The organism is Hymenobacter sp. ISL-91 (assembly GCF_018613725.1).
GTDB lineage: Bacteria > Bacteroidota > Bacteroidia > Cytophagales > Hymenobacteraceae > Hymenobacter.
In genome coordinates, this window is the sequence record NZ_JAGGPS010000038.1 from 65,340 (window position 1) to 82,626 (window position 17,287).

Sequence of the window (17,287 nt, forward strand, 5' to 3'; positions counted from 1 at the left end):
CGTAAAACAGCGTGAATGGCGCGGGGACGCGAACTACCAAGTTCGCGCTACTACCCTGGCAGTACTTGAACGAAATCACTGCGTAACAGCAGTAGCCAAGGCTGCGTTTAGGCCAGGAAATTCATGTCGTTAGCTCGAATGGTCGGCTACGACTACCCACTTGCCAGCCATGCGGCGCATCACCAGCAGGAAATGCCCCTGCAGGTCGCCGGCTGCGGGGCGGGCCAGGTGCCAGCGGCCGATGACCTGGGCCGCGTCGGGGCTGAGGGGGCGGATTTGCAGGCGGCTGAAATCGAGCTGGCCCATGGCGGTTGGGTTGGGGTAGCTGCGGCGGTAGTTATCGAGCGTGGGCTGCCAGCCGTAGGTGAGGCCGCTTTTACCGATAAACACCAGCGAATCGTTCTGCCAGTAGCCCTGCATAAAGCCCGCTACATCGCCGCGGTTCCAGGCGGCGGTTTGGGTACTGAGCACCGCCAGAATATCGTGGCGGGCAGCGGCCTCAGTGGCCGGTGTAAGCGCCCCAGCCAGTCGGGGCGAGCAGGCCGGAAGTAGGGCCATCGGGGCCAGCAGCAGTGGGAGCAGAAGTCGTTTCATGTAACGAAGGAAAGCATTTGGCTAGAAAGCTGCCGGGCAGAGCGAAGCGGGGCCTCAGTCGGGACATGACAGCGTTGTATGGCCCTCATTCACTCATTCAACCTACTCGACCATCAGTTCCCGCACGTACTCGGTGCCCCGCAATGCGCGCATGCGGCGCAGCACCCGGCGCTGCTTGGAGCGGGCCACGGGCCCCGGGTTGCTGGCCCGGAAACGGAGCGGATTGGGCAGCACCCCGGCCAGCAGGGCGGCCTCGGCGGCACTCAGCCGGGCGGCTGGCTTGCCAAAGTAAGCCTGCGAGGCGGCTTCGGCCCCGAAAATACAGTCGCCCATTTCGGCTACGTTCAAATATATTTCCATGATGCGGCGCTTGTCCCAGAGCAGCTCGATGAGCAGGGTGAAGTAGGCCTCGGCGGCTTTGCGCACGTAGCTGCGCCCCTGCCACAGAAACACGTTTTTGGCTACCTGCTGGGTAATGGTGCTGCCACCGCGCAGCTGCTTGCTGCCACTCAGGTTCGATTTGGCGGCCTTCAACAGCGCGTCGCCATCGAAGCCGTGGTGCAGCAGAAACCGCTGGTCTTCGGCCGCCACCAGGGCCAGCGGCAACTCGGCCGACACCTCGCTGAGGCTTTTGAAGTCGTACTGAATGCGGCGGTCAGTTTCGCGGATACCGTGGTAGCCCAGGCCCACCGGCGCGTGGGCCCGCCGGTCGAGCATCAGCCAGGTGGCGGGCGGGCTTACCCAGCGGTAGAGCAGCACCCAAGCCACCGAGGTCAGAAAGGCCACGGCCAGCACCTGCAGGGCAATCCGGCCCGTCCGACGGGCAATCTGTTTAAAATCTCTCACGCACGCAACAGCTTGAAAAAGGCTTGCACTCCAACTCCGGAGTACGGGCAAAAATAGCGGCCGTTTGCGCCAACCCCATACTCTCTTCCCTCGAACCTATCAAAAAAGCGCCCACCGGGCCGGGAATATTTGGGGGCCCGCGTTGTTATTACGCCCAGAGGCCCGTAGCTTCCTGCCTCTGCCCTGCCTCTTCTCTCCGCTTGCTCTATGCGCCAACTCGCTCTGTTTCCGCTTAATCTGGTCGTGTTTCCCGGCGAAAAGCTCAACCTGCACATCTTCGAGCCGCGCTACCGCCAGCTGGTGCGCGACTGTCTGCTGGAGGGCATTACATTTGGCATCACGCCTTATCTGAACGGAGGCGTAAGCCGTCGCGGCACCGAGGTGCGCCTGCTGGATGTAGAAAAAAACTACCCCTCGGGCGAGCTCGATATCCGGACCAAAGCTATTGGGGTGTTTGAAATGGACGATTTTCAGCGCGAGCTGCCCGGCAAGCTGTATGCCGGCGCGACTGTGCGCAACCTGGCCGACGACCGGGAGGCCGACCCCGCCCTGCACGCCCGAACCCGCGTGCTGATTGAGCAGCTGTACAGCATTCTGGGCCTGCGCCGCCTCTTTCTCGATTTGCCCGACGGCTTCCGTGTGTACGATGTGGCCCACCAGCTGGGCATGAGCACCGAGCAGGAGTACGCGCTGCTGGAAGCCGACACCGAAGCCGAGCGGCAGCTACTGGCCCTGCGCCACCTCGAACGGATTCTGCCCGTGCTTCAGGAAACCGAGCGCCTCAAGGAGCGGGTGCGCCTTAACGGCCACTTCAAAAACCTCACTCCCCCTACTTTTTAAGGCTTGGTACGTAGTTGATAGCAGCAGCCACTGAAAGCGGCCCCGGCTCCCGGATGCGGCTCTGCCTTTCGGGCATAACCTGATGACTATCGACTACTTCTTTTACGCCTTACTTGCACTGGCCGGGTTGCTAGCCCTGTGGCTGGCCCGCCGCTACATGCAGGAGCGGAACTACCGCCGCCGCCCCTACGTGGCCCCCGCCGCCCACAACTGGGCCAGCCGGCCCCAGCCCAGCCGCCCGCCCTACCACCGGGTGGCCCTGCTCGGCGACGTTGGGGCCCTGGCCACCGATGGCTCCGACCCCGTGCTGCAGCTGCTCGAACAATGGCAGCAGGAGGCCGGCCCGAATGGCACGGTAGTGCTGCTCGGCGACAATATTTATCCGGTGGGCCTGCCAGCTCCCTTTGCCTCCGGCCGGGCGGCGGCCGAGGCCCGCTTCAATGCCCTGCTGGCGGCTTTGGGGCGCTTCGAGGGGCGGGTAGTACTGCTCAGCGGCAACCACGACTGGAACAAGGGCCGCTCCGATGGCTGGGAGTACCTGCGCCGCCAGGAAGCCTACGTGCGCGAGCATCTGCCCACGGCCCACTACCTGCCCGTTGATGGGGCTCCTGGCCCGGTGAGCCTGCAGCTGGCCGAGGGCCTGCTCCTAATTGTACTCAACACCCAATGGTGGGTGCAGAATGGCCCCCGGCCGGCGGCCGATGCCTGGCGGCCCTTTCGCCAGCTACGGGCGCTGCTGCAAGCCAACCAGCACCAGCAGGTGGTTGTGGCCGGGCATCATCCGCTGTACTCCAATGCGCTGCACGGGGGCAAATTTACGGCCAAGCAGCACGTATTCCCGCTTACTACGGTAAACAAGCGCGCGTATGTACCACTGCCGCTTATTGGCTCGCTGCTGCCGCTGTACCGCAAAACGGTGGGTGCGGCCGAAGACATGGCCCACCCCCGCTACCGCCGAATGCGCCGCCGGCTGCTGCGGGTGCTCCACGAGTTTCCCGGCGTTATTTATGCCGCCGGCCACGACCATAACCTGCAGTATTTCCAGCGGAGCGGGGGGCACTATCTGGTAAGCGGAGCCGGCAGCAAAACGGCCTTTGTGCAGGCTGGGGGCGAGGCTACGTTTGTGCACGAGCACCAGGGCTTTTTCGGACTGGATTTTTATGGCCCTCGCGAAACCTGGCTTCGCACCTACGAGCCCCCCACGGGTACGCCCGAGGTGTTCCGGCTGCAGCTCAGCCCCGGCTTGGGCACGCCCCCCGAACCAGCGGCCGGCACTACAGACGCGGCGGAGCTACCGCAGCCGTAGCGGGCGGCACCAGCACCCGCAGGCTGCGCGGCTGCAGGCTGATTTCGACCGGACAGGCGAGCATGTACGGCTCGCCATCCAGCTGTACCAGCACTTCGCTGGCCCCGGGCACCGTGATGCGGGCGCGGTGGCAACTGAGGCGGCGGGTATAGTCCGAGCTATCAAAGTCGCTGGTGTAGAGGCGGTACAGCAAACCAGGCAATGCCCTTCCGGGGAAGGGCGCAATCAGGCAGATTTCGAACTGGCCATCGTCCAGCTCCCGGTCGGGATTGATGACCACGTTGCTGCCGAAGGTGTTGGCGTTGGCAATCGTGAGCATGAAGGCCTCACCCTGCCAGTTTTCGTGCTCAGTTTCGATGTGGTAAGTACCGGGCTGGTAACTGCCATACTCCTGGGTGGCAATGCGCACGTAAGCGCCGGGGCCTCGCACGCCACCTTCTGCGAAGCGCTTTACTACGCGGGCATTGAAACCCATATCGGCCAGGTGAACCGTGAACCGCCCCCCTACCCGCAACGTATCCAGCTCCCGGACGTGGTGCTGCCAGGTAAGGGCCAGCGCGTCGGGCAGCGCGAGCGGAATGGCCAGGTCTTTGGCCAAGCCGTTGCCCGAGCCCAGCGGCAGAATTCCCAGCGGTACGGAACTGCCCGCCAGCGCCTCCGCCACCATGCTCACCGTGCCGTCGCCACCGGCCGCAAACACGGCGTCGGGCGGCGTCGGGGCAGCCAGCAGCTGGCGCAGGTACTCCAGGTCCTGCTTACCGGCCGTATCGAAAAACTCGGCCTGGCGGCCCCGCTCGGCGCAGTAGGCGGCAATGGTGTCGCGAAGCTGGCTTTTGTCGATGTCGCCCGATATGGGGTTGAGCACGAACAGCAGCCGTTGCAACGGGCCCGGATAGACAGTTTCCATAGCGTATAGGTAGCAGGGGCCGCTGGTAGAGCCCGGCGGCTGTTGGCTCAACACGACTATAGCCGGCTATACTGCCGGCTATAGTCGTGTACACAAAAAAAGAGCAGAACGCGCGCCGTACTTAGGGTTTAAGACCCGCCGGCAGCCCCTGCGGGAAATCGGCCTCAATATCGCGCTGAATTTCCTGGATGCGGTTGCCGGGGTTGGGGTGCGTGCTCAGGAATTCGGGCGGGTTGGCGCTGCCGTTGCCGCGGTCCAGCACTTCCATTACCTGCAGCATGGCGCGCGGGTCGTAGCCGGCGGCGGGCGTAAAATCTACGGCCAGCCGGTCGGCTTCCAGCTCATCTTCGCGGCCGTAGCGCATCGTCAGCAGCTTGCCCACCATGGCGGCAGCGGCGGCGCTGGCGGCCGTGCCGGGCCGCTCGGGGTCGTAGAGGCCAATGGCGGCGGCCCCGGTCAGGCCGTTGGTCAGCTTCGATTTGGCTACCTGCTCGGCCGAGTGCCGGGCCACTACATGCCCAATTTCGTGGGCCAGCACCCCGGCCACCTGGCCTTCGGTGGTCAGGTTTTTCAGCAGGCCAGCCGTGATAAAAATCTGGCCGCCGGGCAGGGCAAAGGCATTGATGGTCTTCTCGTCGGCCAGCAGATGAAACTTGAATTGATACGGCGTCTGGCTGGCTTTGGTACTTTGCACAAGCTTCTGCCCGATGCGCTCCACTGCGGCGCGGGCCTGTTGGTCGGGGTGCAGGCCGCCGTACTGGGCGGCCATTTCGGGAGCGGCCTGCAGGCCAAGGGCAATTTCCTGCTCGGCCGACATATCTACGTGTTGTACTTCGCCGGTCACCTCGTTTTTCTGGGTGTTGCAGTAGTACGGAATGAAAGCAAACGCGGCCATCAGCAGGGCCAGCAGGTATCGGATATTACCGCGCATAGCAGAAGGGGATGAATGGAAGAAAGGGAGGTTGTTGGCGTTTCGTAACGCGACCCCGCAAATAGGGTTGCACTGCCCGCTTAAACCTTACAGTACCTGGCTCACGTATCAGGCTCCATACCGACCTCTTTCCCGTTCGGCTTTCCCCTCTTTCACCCTTCTTCTCTCCGGTTATGAATCAGAAACGCACTTTTGGCAGCATTCTTACCATTCTGGGCATCGTTGGCATTATCTGGGCGGCACTGGCTTTCCTGCAGATTGGGGGCATGGGCCTGAGCAAGATGAATTCACTGGTGCCCTTTGTTGTAGGTCTTATTTTCTTCTTTGCTGGTATCAACCTAGTACGCACCACCAGCGACCGGGCCTAAGCAGCCGCACTTCTTCTACACCACAACGCCCGCCGCCGGTATGTACTGGCGGCGGGCGTTGTGGTATAGAAGAAGTGCGGCTGCTTTCGAAAGCTAGCCCGGCTGCGAAGCCAGGCGCTGCTGCCCGCGGGCAAAAGCCACCAGGGCGGCATCCAGTTCCAGCAGCGCCGAACGGTAGCTTACCTGCGCCGGCCCATGGATGTAGAGCACGGTCCCATTCTTTATAGTCCGGATAATGGCGGCCGACTCGGGGGCCGGCAGCGCCGGGCAGCCCTGGCTGCGCCCCAGGCGGCCGTGCCGGCTCACAAACGCCTTGCTCACGTAATCGGCTCCGTGCACGACAATGGCCCGGCTGTGGGCATTGGTGTTGTAGCCCGCATCAACGCCCCGCAGCCGCAACGACAGGCCGTGCTTGCCGTGGTAGGTGGGGCCGGTAACGTAGAAACCCAGGCTACTTTTTTCGGAGCCTTCTACGTTCGAGAAATAACGGGCGAATTCCTCCCCCGTGTTCTTGCCGTGGGCTACCAGCGTGTGGTGCAGCAGCCGGCCTGCGGCCACATCCACCACCCACAGCCGCTCGCGGTTGCTCGACTGGCTGAAATCGGCAATGGTGAGGGTGCGGGTACCGGGCTCAATTTGGCCCCGCTGCTGCAGGTTGTAGAAACCCAGCAGCGCCTGCCGGTACACGGGCAGCGGCAGCGCGGCGCCCGTAAGCCCCGCCCGGAGGTAGGTGCGGGCTACATGCTGCTCAAACGCCGCCAGGTAGCTTGTGCGCTCAGTTGGGGTAAGCAGCGCCAGTACCGGCACCCGAAGGCGCGAACCGGCGGGTATTGCTGTGGCTACTGCCTTGGCAGGCGCGGCCCCTGCCCCGACCAGGACTCGACCGGCGGGGGTGAAACTGCTGAATAAGGTCAGGATAACTCCGGCGGTCAGCGTCGGCAACTTCATCATGGGCCTGTAGTAAGCGTAGCGGGAAGCAGATAATTTGGCGGTACCTTGCGGGGGCCCTCAGTATGGGCCAAACCAAAATTAGCATTTTTTCCGCAGAACACCGATAACTGCCTGGCTTTCCTGCCCATGAACATTCCTGCTTTTCGCTTATCCTGGCTGCTGTTTCCGGCAGCGCTGTTCGCTCTTGCGGGCTGCGGCCACGCGCTGCCAAGCCTGCCCGGTTTCGATACGGCCGCTTGGCGGGCCGACCCTTATGGCTGCCGCGGACAGCGTGCTACGCTGGTACCAATTCTCGAAAAGCACCGCTCCGATTTGTTTGAGGCACGTATCAACGATATAACAGAACTTCTGGGCCATCCGGATGAGGAAGAGCTGGGTGAACAGAGCGACAAAATATACATCTATTATGTAGCCCCGGGCACGCAATGTGCCACTGGTAACCCACGGGCTACTGCCAACCGCGTAATGCTACGTAGCGGCGCTACCGGCACTGTTACGGAGGTTATACTGCCGGTGCGCCTGCAATAGCCAAACTGGACTATTCTGCTAAAGCGCCCCTGCCCTGCCGTTGTACCCGACCTTACTGGTCCTGGAGTTCTACCTCAGCACGCAGGCAGGCGGCCTTCAAACGCCACTATCAACCTACCCAAGTAACCCGGCCACTTACGCCCAACGCCATTCCGGCCGCTCCTGAACTGAATCGGGAGCGGCCGGAATGGCGTTGGGTGACGGGGCAGGCTACTGCCGGGCGTGTGCTTAGCCCAGCCCGCCTTCGGTATCTGGCTGCGAAACCGGAGCCGGCTGTGGCCCGCGCATAAGGCTAAGCTGCGTAGGCGTCAGGATGCGGCTGCACTCGGCATCGTAGTGCGACTGCAGCTCCGAAAGAGCCTGTTGCATCCGCAGGGGGTTTTCTTGGTGCTGCCACTCAATCTCGTCGGCCTGGGCTACTTTAATGCTATTTACTTTATACAGACGGGCTATCTGACCTTCGTTCAGATGCAGTTGGGCTGTCATCTGCCGGGTTAGTGCCTCAGCCTGTATAGCCGTCCGGTCGATTCCATCGGGCCGTTCGGCGTGGTGCTCTTGCTTTTGGGCTTGGGCGACTGAGCTCAAGCTACCCAAAAAGAGGAGAGTGAAGAAGAGGACTTTCATATGGTGGTACTGGCTATACTGAAGCAGGCTAATGGGCTCAGCTAACCGTAGAACCAAATAATTCTACGGAAAATTCCATCAACCCCATATCCATGATGCAATAATATAAAAAAAAAGCCACATTAACGACTTTTCATATCATTTGAAGTAAACTATATATTAGAATAATGTATTTTTCATATCCTCCTGAAATAACCCACTTTACTGTTCGACTCAGTGCGCTGAACAGATCAAATACCTTATCAAATTATTGTTAATCAGATAGTTGAATCATTAATACATCACCACGCATAATAGTATGCACCGCCTAAATTACCTGTCTGAGCTGGGCACCGGGCTATTCCATGCCCGTCATGGGCTGGTGGTCGGGGCTCTTGAAATATTGCATAGCAATAAGCGAGACAATCATACCCGACATGGCGCCCTGCAGAATGATGGCGAGGAAAGCAATGGTTACTGACAGATCATAGCCAAACAGATCCTGCGCCTGCAGACCATCCATGATGCCGGGATTGATAACGCCGGCATATAGAATAAAGAAAAAGCCAAAGGCGACCGAAGCAATAAGCGCCGTAATAATACCCGTGCCGAAACCCGCCAGGTAAGCCATGCGGCCGTCGCGGCTGCGCTTGAAGCGCGCAATGGCAAAGCACACCCCCACGGCCAGTATAAGGCCATTCAGGAAGCTGAATTCGATGCGTTCGGTCAGGTTGAAGAAGGAAGCAGCAACAAAGTATATCATCATACCAACCGAGGTATAGAGGCCGTAACGGACGCCGTTGGTTTCGGGAGTAATTGTGGAATTAGCCATCGAAAGAGTGTAAAAGGGGGTGGATGTAACGACTGAAGCAAGAAGGATTTGGTAAACCAGCGCCGGAACCAGTCGGGCCGGGCCGCGTGTTGGTATCCGGCAGCCCGTAAGGCCTTGTTTCACTTTATACAAGCTTGCAGGGCGGCTGGTTGTCGTTTCTGACACTTTTTTGTCCTATCTCCGGTGTCTGGCTTTCTGCCAGTTCAACGGCGAGGGCAATTTCCGTACTTTTGTGGCCGGTTACGCGGCACCTATTGCCCCCGACCGCTTGCTGCTTTCTTTTTCGCCTACTTCTCTCTATGATTAGCACCTCCAACGTAAGCCTGCGCTACGGCAAGCGCGTTTTGTTTGAAGACGTTACCATCAAATTCATGCCGGGCAACGTGTATGGCCTCATTGGGGCCAACGGAGCCGGCAAGTCCACGTTCCTGAAAATCCTGTCGGGTGAAATCGAAGCCAATACGGGCTCGGTGGATATGCCCAAGGGTTCGCGCCTGTCGGTGCTCAAGCAGGATCAGTTTGCAGCCGACGCCTTCCCGGTGCTCCAGACCGTAATTATGGGCCACACTCGTCTCTGGAAGGTGATGGAGGAAAAGGATGCGCTATATGCGAAAGCCGACTTCTCGGACGCCGACGGTGAGCGGGCCGCCGAATTGGAAGGCGAGTTTGCCGACCTCGAAGGCTGGAACGCCGAGTACGAGGCCGCCGAGCTGCTTTCGGGCCTGGGCATTGCCGAAAACAAGCACCAGACCCTGATGGGCGACCTGGGCACCTCCGACAAAGTGCGGGTGCTGCTGGCCCAGGCCCTGTTTGGCAACCCCGACGTGCTGCTGCTCGACGAACCCACCAACGGCCTCGATGCCGAAACGGTCCTCTGGCTCGAAAACTTCCTCGACTCGTTCCAGAACACGGTGATTGTGGTGAGCCACGACCGCCACTTCCTCGACGCGGTGTGTAACTACATGGCCGACCTCGACTTCTCGAAGATTACCATGTACCCGGGCAACTACTCGTTCTGGTACGAGAGCAGCCAGCTGGCTTTGCGCCAGCGCCAGGACGTGAACAAGAAAACCGAAGACAAGCGCAAGGAACTGGAGGAGTTCGTGCGTCGCTTCTCGGCCAACGCCTCTAAAAGCAAGCAGGCTACCTCGCGTCAGAAACTACTCCAGAAGCTTACGCTGGAAGAAATTAAGCCCAGCTCGCGCAAGTACCCCTACATTGCGTTCAAGCCCGAGCGCGAGGCCGGCAACCAACTGCTGACGGTAGAAAACCTGAGCGCCAAAGTAGACGGCCAGACCGTGTTCCGCAACGTGTCGTTTATGCTCGATAAGGGCGACAAAGTGGCCCTGGTGAGCCGCGACGACCGCGCGCCTTCCCTGCTGTTCGATATTCTGTTCGAGCAGGTGAAGCCGGCTACCGGCACCTTTGCATGGGGCACCACTATTACGCCCAGCTACTTCCCCAAGGAGAACACCGAGTTCTTCGACACCGACCTGAACCTGGTGGACTGGCTGCGCCAGTACAGCACCGAGAAGGACGAGTCGTTTATTCGCGGCTTCCTGGGCCGGATGTTGTTTTCGGGCGAGGAGTCGCTCAAGAAAAGCAACGTGCTGAGCGGTGGCGAGAAAGTGCGCTGCATGCTGAGCAAGATGATGATGGAAGGCGGCAACGTGCTCACGCTCGATGACCCGACCAACCACCTCGATCTGGAAAGCATTACGGCCCTCAACAACTCGCTGCAGGAGTTCAACGGCACGCTGCTGTTTGCCTCGCACGATTTGAAGGTGATTGAGACTGTGGCTAACCGCATCATCGAGCTGACGCCCGATGGTATTATTGACCGCCGCATGACGTACGAAGAGTACCTGAACGACGAGAACATCCGCGAGCAGCGCCGGCGTATGTACCAGCTGGTTTCGTAGCGTTGGCAGCAGCTCGCAGATTACATACGGGATAAAGGAAATGGTGCGTTATTGAACAACAGTAGCGCACCATTTTACATTTCCACCCGTTGCTGGTTATCTACTCTCCTATCTATTTCAGACACATGAAACGACTTCTGTTTTCGCTGATGCTGGGCGGAACCGGCCTCGTGCTGGCCCCGGCCGCTGCCCGCGCCCAGACGACAACGCCGACCGACACGGTGCGTACCGTGAAGCCACAGCTGAATACGGCCCCTCCCGGCTCGGCTCCCCCCCGGCCCCGCCAGCAGCCCGCCCCGGTTCCCAACGAGCCGCAGCCAGCGCCCATTACGCCGCCCGTGTACCAGCCCGACCCCAACGTACCGGCCTCCAATGCGCCCTACGACCCCAACCGGCCCTCGGGCATGGATTTGCCCCAGCGGCCGGGCGTAGCGCCGCCCCCACCCCCGCTGCGCAAGTACTTTCTGTACACCAACTTCGGGTTGGGCTACAGCAGCTACGCCGGCGACGGACAGTTCAACGCGAGTATTGCCCCGGCCATTGGCTATCGGGTGACGGAGAAGTTTGCCATCGGACCGGGCATCAGCTACTCCTATATCAACGTCAGCTACTCGCCTTACAACCAGCAGTTCGGCTACCCCAAAAAAATCGAGTACAACAACCTCGGACTGAAGGCATTTGCGCAGTACATGGTGTACAAGCAATTTTTTGTGCACGCCGAGTATGAGGTAACCCGCCTGCGTGGCAAAGCCTTCGATTCGTTCGGTAATGTATACAGCAGCAACACCACGGCTACCACGCCGCTGGGTGGCGCTGGTTACCGCAGCCAGTTTGGCGAGCGGTTTGCCGCCGACATTGTGGTGCTTTATAATTTCAACGACGGCATCGACAATCAGGGCAACCGCAAGTCGCCTTATGGGCAGCCGGAAATCCGCTTCAACTTCCTTTTCGATCTGAAGTAGACCTTTGGCTTACCCAGCCCACAATCACAAAGAAGCCCCGCTCAAGTAATTGAGCGGGGCTTCTTTGGTTTTTCGGAAAACCTATATTTCCGGTTGGCTGAGTGCCGGGCGGTGGTTAGACCGCGCTACCGCCTCGAATGACGCGCAGCAGCACTACGATAATGGCAATTACGAGCAGAACGTGAATGATGCTGCCGGAGAAGAAGCCACCGAAGAAGCTGATAGCCCAGATGATGACCAGAATGACGGCGATGATGTACAACAGATTACCCATGATTGAAAAGGAAGAGAGTGGGGAAAAAGGGGAGAGAGAAAACAGCGTTTCCGGTTCGCAGTGAAAGATTAGCGGGCCGGAATACATTCTGCGGGTTTGTACGCGCACCTTCGCCCAAAAGGTTTTATTAGGCTTCGTCTATTTTTCGCACTTTGGCAAAAAAACCTCTTTTAAAGGCTTATATGGCACATTTAGGCTATGCAAAAAAAGCGCGTTACGCAGCCCGTGCGGGTTTGCCGGATTGGGCGGAGCCGGGTTTCGGTGTAGCTTTGCCAAGGCACGTCCCCACCCCGGATTTGGCGCGCTTTCGTTTCTTCCCACCCTGTTTTCACTTACTTCTATGAACGTTGCCGTTATTGGCTCGGGCACGATGGGCAATGGCATTGCCCACGTATTTGCCCAGCACGGATTCGCTGTTGCCCTTATTGACATCAACCAGCCAGCCCTCGATAAAGGCATGGCCACCATCGGCAAAAACCTCGACCGGCAGGTAAGCAAAGGCAGCCTGGCCGAAGCCGATAAAACGGCCACGCTAGGCCGCATCACCACTTACACCAGCCTTTCGGAGGGAGTTCTGCAGGCTGATCTGGTGGTAGAAGCCGCCACCGAAAACGTGGAGCTTAAGCTCAACATCTTCCGCGAAATCGACCAGTACGCGCCCGAACAGGCCATTCTGGCTACCAACACTTCCTCCATATCCATCACCCGTATTGCGGCCGTAACCAAGCGCCCCACCCAGGTGATTGGCATGCACTTTATGAACCCGGTGCCGGTGATGAAGCTCGTAGAGGTGATTCGCGGCTATGCGACTTCCGACGAAGTAACGGCCCGGGTGATGGATATGTCGCGGCAGCTGGGCAAAACGCCCACCGAAGTCAACGACTACCCCGGCTTCGTGGCCAACCGCATTCTGATGCCCATGATCAATGAGGCCATCATCTCGCTGCACGAGGGCGTGGCGGGTGTAGAGGAAATTGATACGGTAATGAAGTTGGGTATGGCCCACCCCATGGGTCCGCTGCAGCTGGCCGATTTTATTGGGCTGGATGTGTGTTTGGCCATTATGCGGGTACTGCACGACGGCCTGGGCAACCCCAAGTACGCCCCCTGCCCGCTGCTGGTGAACATGGTAACGGCCGGCCGCCTGGGCGTAAAGTCGGGCGAAGGCTTCTACTCCTGGACCCACGGCACCAAAGACCTGGTGCTGGCTGAGCGGTTCCGCAAGTAAATCGCAGATGTTGCAGATGAAAGGGATAACGCAGATTCGTTCTGCGGTGCCTCTATAATGCCTCCCGGGTTTGCGTGGATTGTTCATCCTGCTGTCTTTAAATGGAGGCCGGAGAACAGCTACCGCTCCTTACGTGTTATAAAAACACCGCAGAACGAATCTGCGTTATCCCTTTCATCTGCAACATCTGCGATTCAACATTTGCGATTTTATGGAACAAGCTACATTTGGCGGCGGCTGCTTCTGGTGCACCGAAGCCGTATTTCAGAACCTGAAGGGCGTAGAGAAAGTAGTATCGGGCTACACTGGCGGGCGCATTGCCAACCCGACCTACAAGGAAGTTTGTAGCGGCCTGACGGGCCACAACGAGGTCATTCAGGTCAGCTACGACCCAACTGTTATCAGCTACGAGGACCTGCTGGAGGTGTTTTGGAAAACCCACGACCCCACCACCCTCAACCGCCAGGGCAACGACGCGGGCACCCAGTACCGCTCGGGCGTCTACACCCACTCGGATGAGCAGCAGCGCCTGGCCGAAGCCTACAAGCAGAAGCTGACTGACGCCAACGCTTTCGACGGCCCCATTACGACCGAAATTCTGCCCCTGCCCACATTCTATCCGGCCGAGGCGTACCACCAGAACTACTACAACCAGAACCGCAGCCAGCCCTACTGCCAGTTCGTAGTCAAGAGCAAGGTGGATAAGGTAAAATCGGTATTCGGCGACAAGCTGAAAAGCGAAGCAGCATAGTTTAGAGGTGAGTACAGAGAAGTGAGAGGTGAGACTTTCGTGCTGAAAACCCAGATTGCGGGCATCGGCACGAAAGTCTCACCTCTTACTTCTCTGTACTCACCTCTACCAGGTACTCACTTCTGCTACTACCCCTGCCCAGCCATTTCAATCTGGAATGGCCCCTGGTCGCGGCCGAGCGCGTAGAAGGTGGCCACCTGGTTCATCAGGGTACGGGTATAGAGGTCCAGGTCGCGGGTTTCGATAATCTGGTCGTTGCGCACGATGATGAAGCTCACCAGCTCGCCGGGATAGGCTCCATCTTCGCCTACTTCGGGCAGGGCCTCGAAGGGCGAGTGCGAGCGAACCGGAATAAACTCCTGCTTGGGCAGCGTCATCAGGGTTTTGTCGCCGAAGGGCACGAAGCCTTTAACGGCCGAGTAGTGGTAGTGCGGATTCCAGACCCAGCTGCCGTTGAAGATGTAGTACTCGTCGGTGCCCAGGCGCAGGAACTCGCGCAACGACACGTTCACGGCTACCCGCCAGTTGCTGCGCTCCTGCAGACTCTGCTTGATAATGGCCAGCCGCGTGGGGTCGGGCACATCGGTAAGCGTTTGCGTGAGGCGGGCACGAACGACCAGTTCGCAGCCGGCATACAGGTTAAGCAGCTGCTGGCGCCAGGCATTCTGAGCCCCCAGCTGATAGGCATCGGCACGGGTAAACTCGAAAAAGTTGTGGGTGTAGGGTCCGGCCAGGGCCACGCCGTCGCGGCCGTTGGGCTCGGCCCACTCCACCAGAAAACAGGGCCGGGTACGCCCATCTACCCAGGGCAGCTCGCGGTTGAAAACCACCCGAGTCTGAACGGTTTCCGGTTCGAGGCTCAGCTCCTGGGCTACATAGTCGCGCACTTCCTCGCGGGCCTGCGCGGCCGATACGACATTCTTGATCACGGATTAGCGCGGATTTTAACGGATTTCACGGATTTTGTAGCTGGTTCCTCACCAGCACCAGACGGGTCCATACTTACTCAAGCAGTAGCCATCGGGAGCGAATATACTACTCCTAGCTTGTCCGGCTACTATGCCTGTGCTCCGCAGGCCGGCCGTAAACCTAGCGCAGGACTGCGCAGGGTACTGCGGAGGCGCCAAATAAGGAGCCGGCTACAAAATCCGTGAAATCCGTTAAAATCCGCGCTAATCCGTGATCCTAGATGGCCACGTTGTGCTCGCGCAGGGCGTCGTTGAGGCTGGTTTTGAGGTCGGTGCTGGGCTTGCGCTGGCCGATGATGAGGGCACACGGCACCTGGTACTCACCGGCCGCGAACTGCTTGGCCACCGAACCCGGAATAACCACCGAGCGGGCCGGTACGTGGCCCCGGTACTCCTTGGGCTCGGTGCCCGTCACATCAATAATGCGGGTGCTGCCCGTGATGGTCACCCCGGCCCCGATAACGGCCTCACGGCCCACAAAGCAGCCCTCTACCAAAATACTGCGCGAGCCCACAAAGGCACCGTCCTCGATGATAACCGGGGCAGCCTGTACCGGCTCCAGCACGCCGCCAATGCCCACGCCACCGCTCAGGTGCACCCCGGCCCCGATCTGGGCGCAGGAGCCCACCGTTGCCCAGGTGTCTACCATCGTGCCCTCGCCTACCCAGGCGCCGATGTTTACGTAGCTGGGCATCAGGATAACGCCCGAAGCCAGGTAGGCGCCGTAGCGGGCCACGGCCGGCGGCACCACGCGCACGCCCTGCCCCTGGTAGTCGGTTTTGAGGCGCATTTTGTCGCGAAACTCGAAGGGGCCGACTTCGATGGTTTCCATCTGCCGAATGGGGAAATAAAGAATCACGGCCTTTTTCACCCAGTCGTTCACCAGCCAGCCGCCCTCGGCATCAGGCTGGGCCACGCGCAGGCGGCCTTTGTCGAGCTCTTCGATAACGTACTCAATGGCTTGCAGTGTGGCAGGCTGCTGCAGGAGGCTCCGGTCATTCCAGGCGGCTTCAATCAGGGGTTGCAGGTTGGTCATTTTCGTTTTTCGTTAGGCGTTGTTCGTTATTCGCAGTTGGGTTGCCGACTTGGCGGCCGGCCCAAAGGTAGCAGACGATGGGCGCTGGTAGCCACGCCAAGCTCCGGCCACCGCCGCCCCGCTTTCGTAGCCCCCCCCGAACAACGAAATACCAGAAACGAACCACGCACCCAATGCCCGCCCTCACCATTCTACTGGCCTCCGTACTCAAACCCCTCGACGATACGCGGATGCTGGGCAAGTTCGGGCGCACGCTGGCCCACCGGCCCGGTGCCCAGGTGCACGTGGCGGGCCGCGCTGCGCCCCAGCCGCCCAACTTACCGCCCAACCTGCACGTGCACGAACTGCTGCGCGGCTCCCGCCTGAGTTTGGCGCGGCTGCAGGCGCAGTGGCGCTACTGGCAGCTGCTGCGGCAACTGCAACCAACAATTGTAGTTGTGCACGCCCCCGAGTTGCTGCCAGCCACCGTGCTCTGGCAGTGGCTGGGTCGGGGCCGCCGCTTTGTATATGATGTGCGCGAAAACTACGCCCTCAACATCCGGACGCAGGCCGTGTACCCGCCCTGGGCGCGTGATGTGCTGGCCGGCCTCGTGCGCCGCCTCGAAACGCTGGCCGCCGCCCGCGCCGCTGCCGTGCTGCTGGCCGAACGCAGCTACGCCGCCGAGCTGCCCTTCGCGGCCGGGGCGTTGGAAGCGGCGAAACCATTGGTAGCCTCCCCCCCTGCCCAAAGCCAGCAACTGGCACCCAATAATCAACAACCAGTTCTTATCATCGAAAACAAGTACCAGCCCTATGACAACCTCCCGGCCGACTGGCCGCGGCGGCTGCCCAGCACTTCGGAGCTGCTGCGGCTGGTGTATTCGGGCACCATTTCGGAGCTGAACGGGGTGTGGGAAGCATTGCGGTTTGCGGCCCACCTGCGCACCGTGTGGCCCCTGGCCCACCTGACTATTATGGGAGCCTGCCAGCAGCCGGCGCTGCTGGCGCGGCTGCAAGCGGCCGTGGCGGCAACCAATGGGGCCGTTACACTGGTGGGTGGGGCGGCGCTGGTGCCCCACGCGGCGGTGGTGGCCGAGCTGCGCCGCAGCCACCTGGGGTTGCTGCCCTACCGGCCCCACCCCAGCACGGCCCGCTGCGTGCCCACCAAGCTGTTCGAGTATCTGGCCCTGGCCCTGCCGCTGGTGCTGCCACCCAACCCGCTCTGGCAGCCGCTGACCGAAACGGCCGGGGCCGGACTGATCTTCGACTTTCAGCAGGCCACTTACCCGCCGGCCAGCGAGCTGGCAGCCGGGTTGCAGGCGGACATATATTACCCGCAGGGGCCGCCACCACTGGCCTTTTGGGAGCCGGAAGCCAAAAAAATAATGGGGCTGCTGGATTCTATCGGGTAACTACCGACCTTAGCAGCCCGTTTACGGAACCGGCACCGTTTTTCTCTAC

Annotated in this window: 19 protein-coding genes; 9 read left to right on the forward strand and 10 right to left on the reverse strand. The window is 60.2% G+C overall.

The annotated features are described in order from the left end of the window. Window positions 1–129 precede the first annotated feature (129 nt). Window positions 130–594: a YybH family protein gene (locus J7E24_RS14840; RefSeq protein WP_215138908.1), complete on the reverse strand. Its 465-nt coding sequence runs from the start codon at window positions 592–594 to the stop codon at window positions 130–132. 102 nt (window positions 595–696) lie between these two features. Continuing rightward, on the reverse strand, window positions 697–1,440 hold the full coding sequence (gene mtgA, locus J7E24_RS14845) for a monofunctional biosynthetic peptidoglycan transglycosylase (RefSeq protein ID WP_215138909.1): 744 nt from the start codon (window positions 1,438–1,440) through the stop codon (window positions 697–699). A gap of 207 nt (window positions 1,441–1,647) precedes the next feature. Between mtgA and J7E24_RS14850 the strand changes: the two genes are divergently transcribed. Both J7E24_RS14850 and J7E24_RS14855 read left to right on the forward strand, forming a co-directional pair. Next, window positions 1,648–2,280: an LON peptidase substrate-binding domain-containing protein gene (locus J7E24_RS14850; protein WP_215138910.1), complete on the forward strand. Its 633-nt coding sequence runs from the start codon at window positions 1,648–1,650 to the stop codon at window positions 2,278–2,280. Window positions 2,281–2,362: 82 nt separating this feature from the next. Continuing rightward, on the forward strand, window positions 2,363–3,586 hold the full coding sequence (locus tag J7E24_RS14855) for a metallophosphoesterase (protein ID WP_215138911.1): 1,224 nt from the start codon (window positions 2,363–2,365) through the stop codon (window positions 3,584–3,586). Here the strand turns inward: J7E24_RS14855 and J7E24_RS14860 are convergent. Further along, window positions 3,555–4,493, reverse strand: a complete 939-nt coding sequence (locus J7E24_RS14860; RefSeq protein ID WP_251047213.1) for a diacylglycerol/lipid kinase family protein — start codon at window positions 4,491–4,493, stop codon at window positions 3,555–3,557. The genes J7E24_RS14855 and J7E24_RS14860 overlap by 32 nt on opposite strands. A 121-nt stretch (window positions 4,494–4,614) precedes the next feature. Then, on the reverse strand, window positions 4,615–5,424 hold the full coding sequence (locus tag J7E24_RS14865; RefSeq protein ID WP_215138912.1) for a M48 family metallopeptidase: 810 nt from the start codon (window positions 5,422–5,424) through the stop codon (window positions 4,615–4,617). Window positions 5,425–5,597: 173 nt separating this feature from the next. Here J7E24_RS14865 and J7E24_RS14870 point away from each other — a divergent pair, with 173 nt between their 5' ends. Next, a complete protein-coding gene (locus J7E24_RS14870) occupies window positions 5,598–5,792 on the forward strand; it encodes a hypothetical protein (protein ID WP_215138913.1) in 195 nt (64 codons plus the stop codon). A gap of 93 nt (window positions 5,793–5,885) precedes the next feature. On the opposite strand, the gene J7E24_RS14875 is transcribed toward J7E24_RS14870, so the two are convergent. Next, window positions 5,886–6,743, reverse strand: a complete 858-nt coding sequence (locus J7E24_RS14875) for a murein L,D-transpeptidase catalytic domain family protein (protein ID WP_215138914.1) — start codon at window positions 6,741–6,743, stop codon at window positions 5,886–5,888. A 126-nt stretch (window positions 6,744–6,869) separates the two neighbouring features. On the opposite strand from J7E24_RS14875, the gene J7E24_RS14880 reads away from it, so the two are divergent. Then, on the forward strand, window positions 6,870–7,271 hold the full coding sequence (locus J7E24_RS14880; RefSeq protein WP_215138915.1) for a hypothetical protein: 402 nt from the start codon (window positions 6,870–6,872) through the stop codon (window positions 7,269–7,271). A gap of 228 nt (window positions 7,272–7,499) precedes the next feature. On the opposite strand, the gene J7E24_RS14885 is transcribed toward J7E24_RS14880, so the two are convergent. Together J7E24_RS14885 and J7E24_RS14890 are read right to left on the reverse strand one after the other, a co-directional pair. Next, on the reverse strand, window positions 7,500–7,856 hold the full coding sequence (locus J7E24_RS14885; RefSeq protein ID WP_215138916.1) for a hypothetical protein: 357 nt from the start codon (window positions 7,854–7,856) through the stop codon (window positions 7,500–7,502). A 376-nt stretch (window positions 7,857–8,232) separates the two neighbouring features. Further along, window positions 8,233–8,706 (reverse strand): DUF4199 domain-containing protein, encoded by a 474-nt coding sequence (locus tag J7E24_RS14890; protein WP_215138917.1) that lies wholly within the window; start codon window positions 8,704–8,706, stop codon window positions 8,233–8,235. A 299-nt stretch (window positions 8,707–9,005) separates the two neighbouring features. Between J7E24_RS14890 and J7E24_RS14895 the strand changes: the two genes are divergently transcribed. Together J7E24_RS14895 and J7E24_RS14900 are read left to right on the forward strand one after the other, a co-directional pair. Continuing rightward, complete coding sequence (locus J7E24_RS14895) at window positions 9,006–10,628, forward strand: ABC-F family ATP-binding cassette domain-containing protein (RefSeq protein WP_215138918.1); 1,623 nt, start codon at window positions 9,006–9,008, stop codon at window positions 10,626–10,628. 125 nt (window positions 10,629–10,753) lie between these two features. Beyond that, window positions 10,754–11,590, forward strand: coding sequence for a hypothetical protein (locus tag J7E24_RS14900; RefSeq protein WP_215138919.1), 837 nt, complete (start codon window positions 10,754–10,756; stop codon window positions 11,588–11,590). Window positions 11,591–11,705: 115 nt separating this feature from the next. On the opposite strand, the gene J7E24_RS14905 is transcribed toward J7E24_RS14900, so the two are convergent. Beyond that, the gene (locus J7E24_RS14905; protein ID WP_116941567.1) at window positions 11,706–11,864 is read right to left on the reverse strand and encodes a lmo0937 family membrane protein; all 159 of its coding nucleotides are present in this window, start codon (window positions 11,862–11,864) and stop codon (window positions 11,706–11,708) included. 340 nt (window positions 11,865–12,204) lie between these two features. Between J7E24_RS14905 and J7E24_RS14910 the strand changes: the two genes are divergently transcribed. Continuing rightward, window positions 12,205–13,092 (forward strand): 3-hydroxyacyl-CoA dehydrogenase family protein, encoded by an 888-nt coding sequence (locus J7E24_RS14910; protein WP_215138920.1) that lies wholly within the window; start codon window positions 12,205–12,207, stop codon window positions 13,090–13,092. A gap of 211 nt (window positions 13,093–13,303) precedes the next feature. After that, window positions 13,304–13,843 (forward strand): peptide-methionine (S)-S-oxide reductase MsrA, encoded by a 540-nt coding sequence (gene msrA / locus J7E24_RS14915; protein ID WP_215138921.1) that lies wholly within the window; start codon window positions 13,304–13,306, stop codon window positions 13,841–13,843. Window positions 13,844–13,971: 128 nt separating this feature from the next. Here msrA and J7E24_RS14920 read toward each other — a convergent pair whose 3' ends face one another. Beyond that, window positions 13,972–14,772: a hypothetical protein gene (locus tag J7E24_RS14920; protein ID WP_215138922.1), complete on the reverse strand. Its 801-nt coding sequence runs from the start codon at window positions 14,770–14,772 to the stop codon at window positions 13,972–13,974. Between the two features lie 256 nt (window positions 14,773–15,028). After that, the gene (locus J7E24_RS14925) at window positions 15,029–15,847 is read right to left on the reverse strand and encodes a 2,3,4,5-tetrahydropyridine-2,6-dicarboxylate N-succinyltransferase (RefSeq protein WP_215138923.1); all 819 of its coding nucleotides are present in this window, start codon (window positions 15,845–15,847) and stop codon (window positions 15,029–15,031) included. A 173-nt stretch (window positions 15,848–16,020) separates the two neighbouring features. Between J7E24_RS14925 and J7E24_RS14930 the strand changes: the two genes are divergently transcribed. Then, window positions 16,021–17,238 carry a hypothetical protein gene (locus tag J7E24_RS14930; protein WP_215138924.1) on the forward strand — a complete coding sequence of 406 codons (1,218 nt, stop codon included), beginning with the start codon at window positions 16,021–16,023 and terminating at the stop codon, window positions 17,236–17,238. Window positions 17,239–17,287 lie beyond the last annotated feature (49 nt).

What these genes read in the sequence shown, in the direction of transcription:
- J7E24_RS14855 (WP_215138911.1), top strand. Translation starts at nt 2,363, where the DNA reads ATGACTATCGACTACTTCTTTTACGCCTTACTTGCACTGGCCGGGTTG.
- J7E24_RS14850 (WP_215138910.1), top strand. Translation starts at nt 1,648, where the DNA reads ATGCGCCAACTCGCTCTGTTTCCGCTTAATCTGGTCGTGTTTCCCGGC.
- J7E24_RS14910 (WP_215138920.1), top strand. Translation starts at nt 12,205, where the DNA reads ATGAACGTTGCCGTTATTGGCTCGGGCACGATGGGCAATGGCATTGCC.
- J7E24_RS14880 (WP_215138915.1), top strand. Translation starts at nt 6,870, where the DNA reads ATGAACATTCCTGCTTTTCGCTTATCCTGGCTGCTGTTTCCGGCAGCG.
- msrA (WP_215138921.1), top strand. Translation starts at nt 13,304, where the DNA reads ATGGAACAAGCTACATTTGGCGGCGGCTGCTTCTGGTGCACCGAAGCC.
- J7E24_RS14895 (WP_215138918.1), top strand. Translation starts at nt 9,006, where the DNA reads ATGATTAGCACCTCCAACGTAAGCCTGCGCTACGGCAAGCGCGTTTTG.
- J7E24_RS14860 (WP_251047213.1), bottom strand. Translation starts at nt 4,493, where the DNA reads ATGGAAACTGTCTATCCGGGCCCGTTGCAACGGCTGCTGTTCGTGCTC.
- J7E24_RS14875 (WP_215138914.1), bottom strand. Translation starts at nt 6,743, where the DNA reads ATGATGAAGTTGCCGACGCTGACCGCCGGAGTTATCCTGACCTTATTC.
- J7E24_RS14865 (WP_215138912.1), bottom strand. Translation starts at nt 5,424, where the DNA reads ATGCGCGGTAATATCCGATACCTGCTGGCCCTGCTGATGGCCGCGTTT.
- J7E24_RS14840 (WP_215138908.1), bottom strand. Translation starts at nt 594, where the DNA reads ATGAAACGACTTCTGCTCCCACTGCTGCTGGCCCCGATGGCCCTACTT.
- J7E24_RS14890 (WP_215138917.1), bottom strand. Translation starts at nt 8,706, where the DNA reads ATGGCTAATTCCACAATTACTCCCGAAACCAACGGCGTCCGTTACGGC.
- J7E24_RS14930 (WP_215138924.1), top strand. Translation starts at nt 16,021, where the DNA reads ATGCCCGCCCTCACCATTCTACTGGCCTCCGTACTCAAACCCCTCGAC.
- J7E24_RS14925 (WP_215138923.1), bottom strand. Translation starts at nt 15,847, where the DNA reads ATGACCAACCTGCAACCCCTGATTGAAGCCGCCTGGAATGACCGGAGC.
- J7E24_RS14905 (WP_116941567.1), bottom strand. Translation starts at nt 11,864, where the DNA reads ATGGGTAATCTGTTGTACATCATCGCCGTCATTCTGGTCATCATCTGG.
- J7E24_RS14900 (WP_215138919.1), top strand. Translation starts at nt 10,754, where the DNA reads ATGAAACGACTTCTGTTTTCGCTGATGCTGGGCGGAACCGGCCTCGTG.
- J7E24_RS14870 (WP_215138913.1), top strand. Translation starts at nt 5,598, where the DNA reads ATGAATCAGAAACGCACTTTTGGCAGCATTCTTACCATTCTGGGCATC.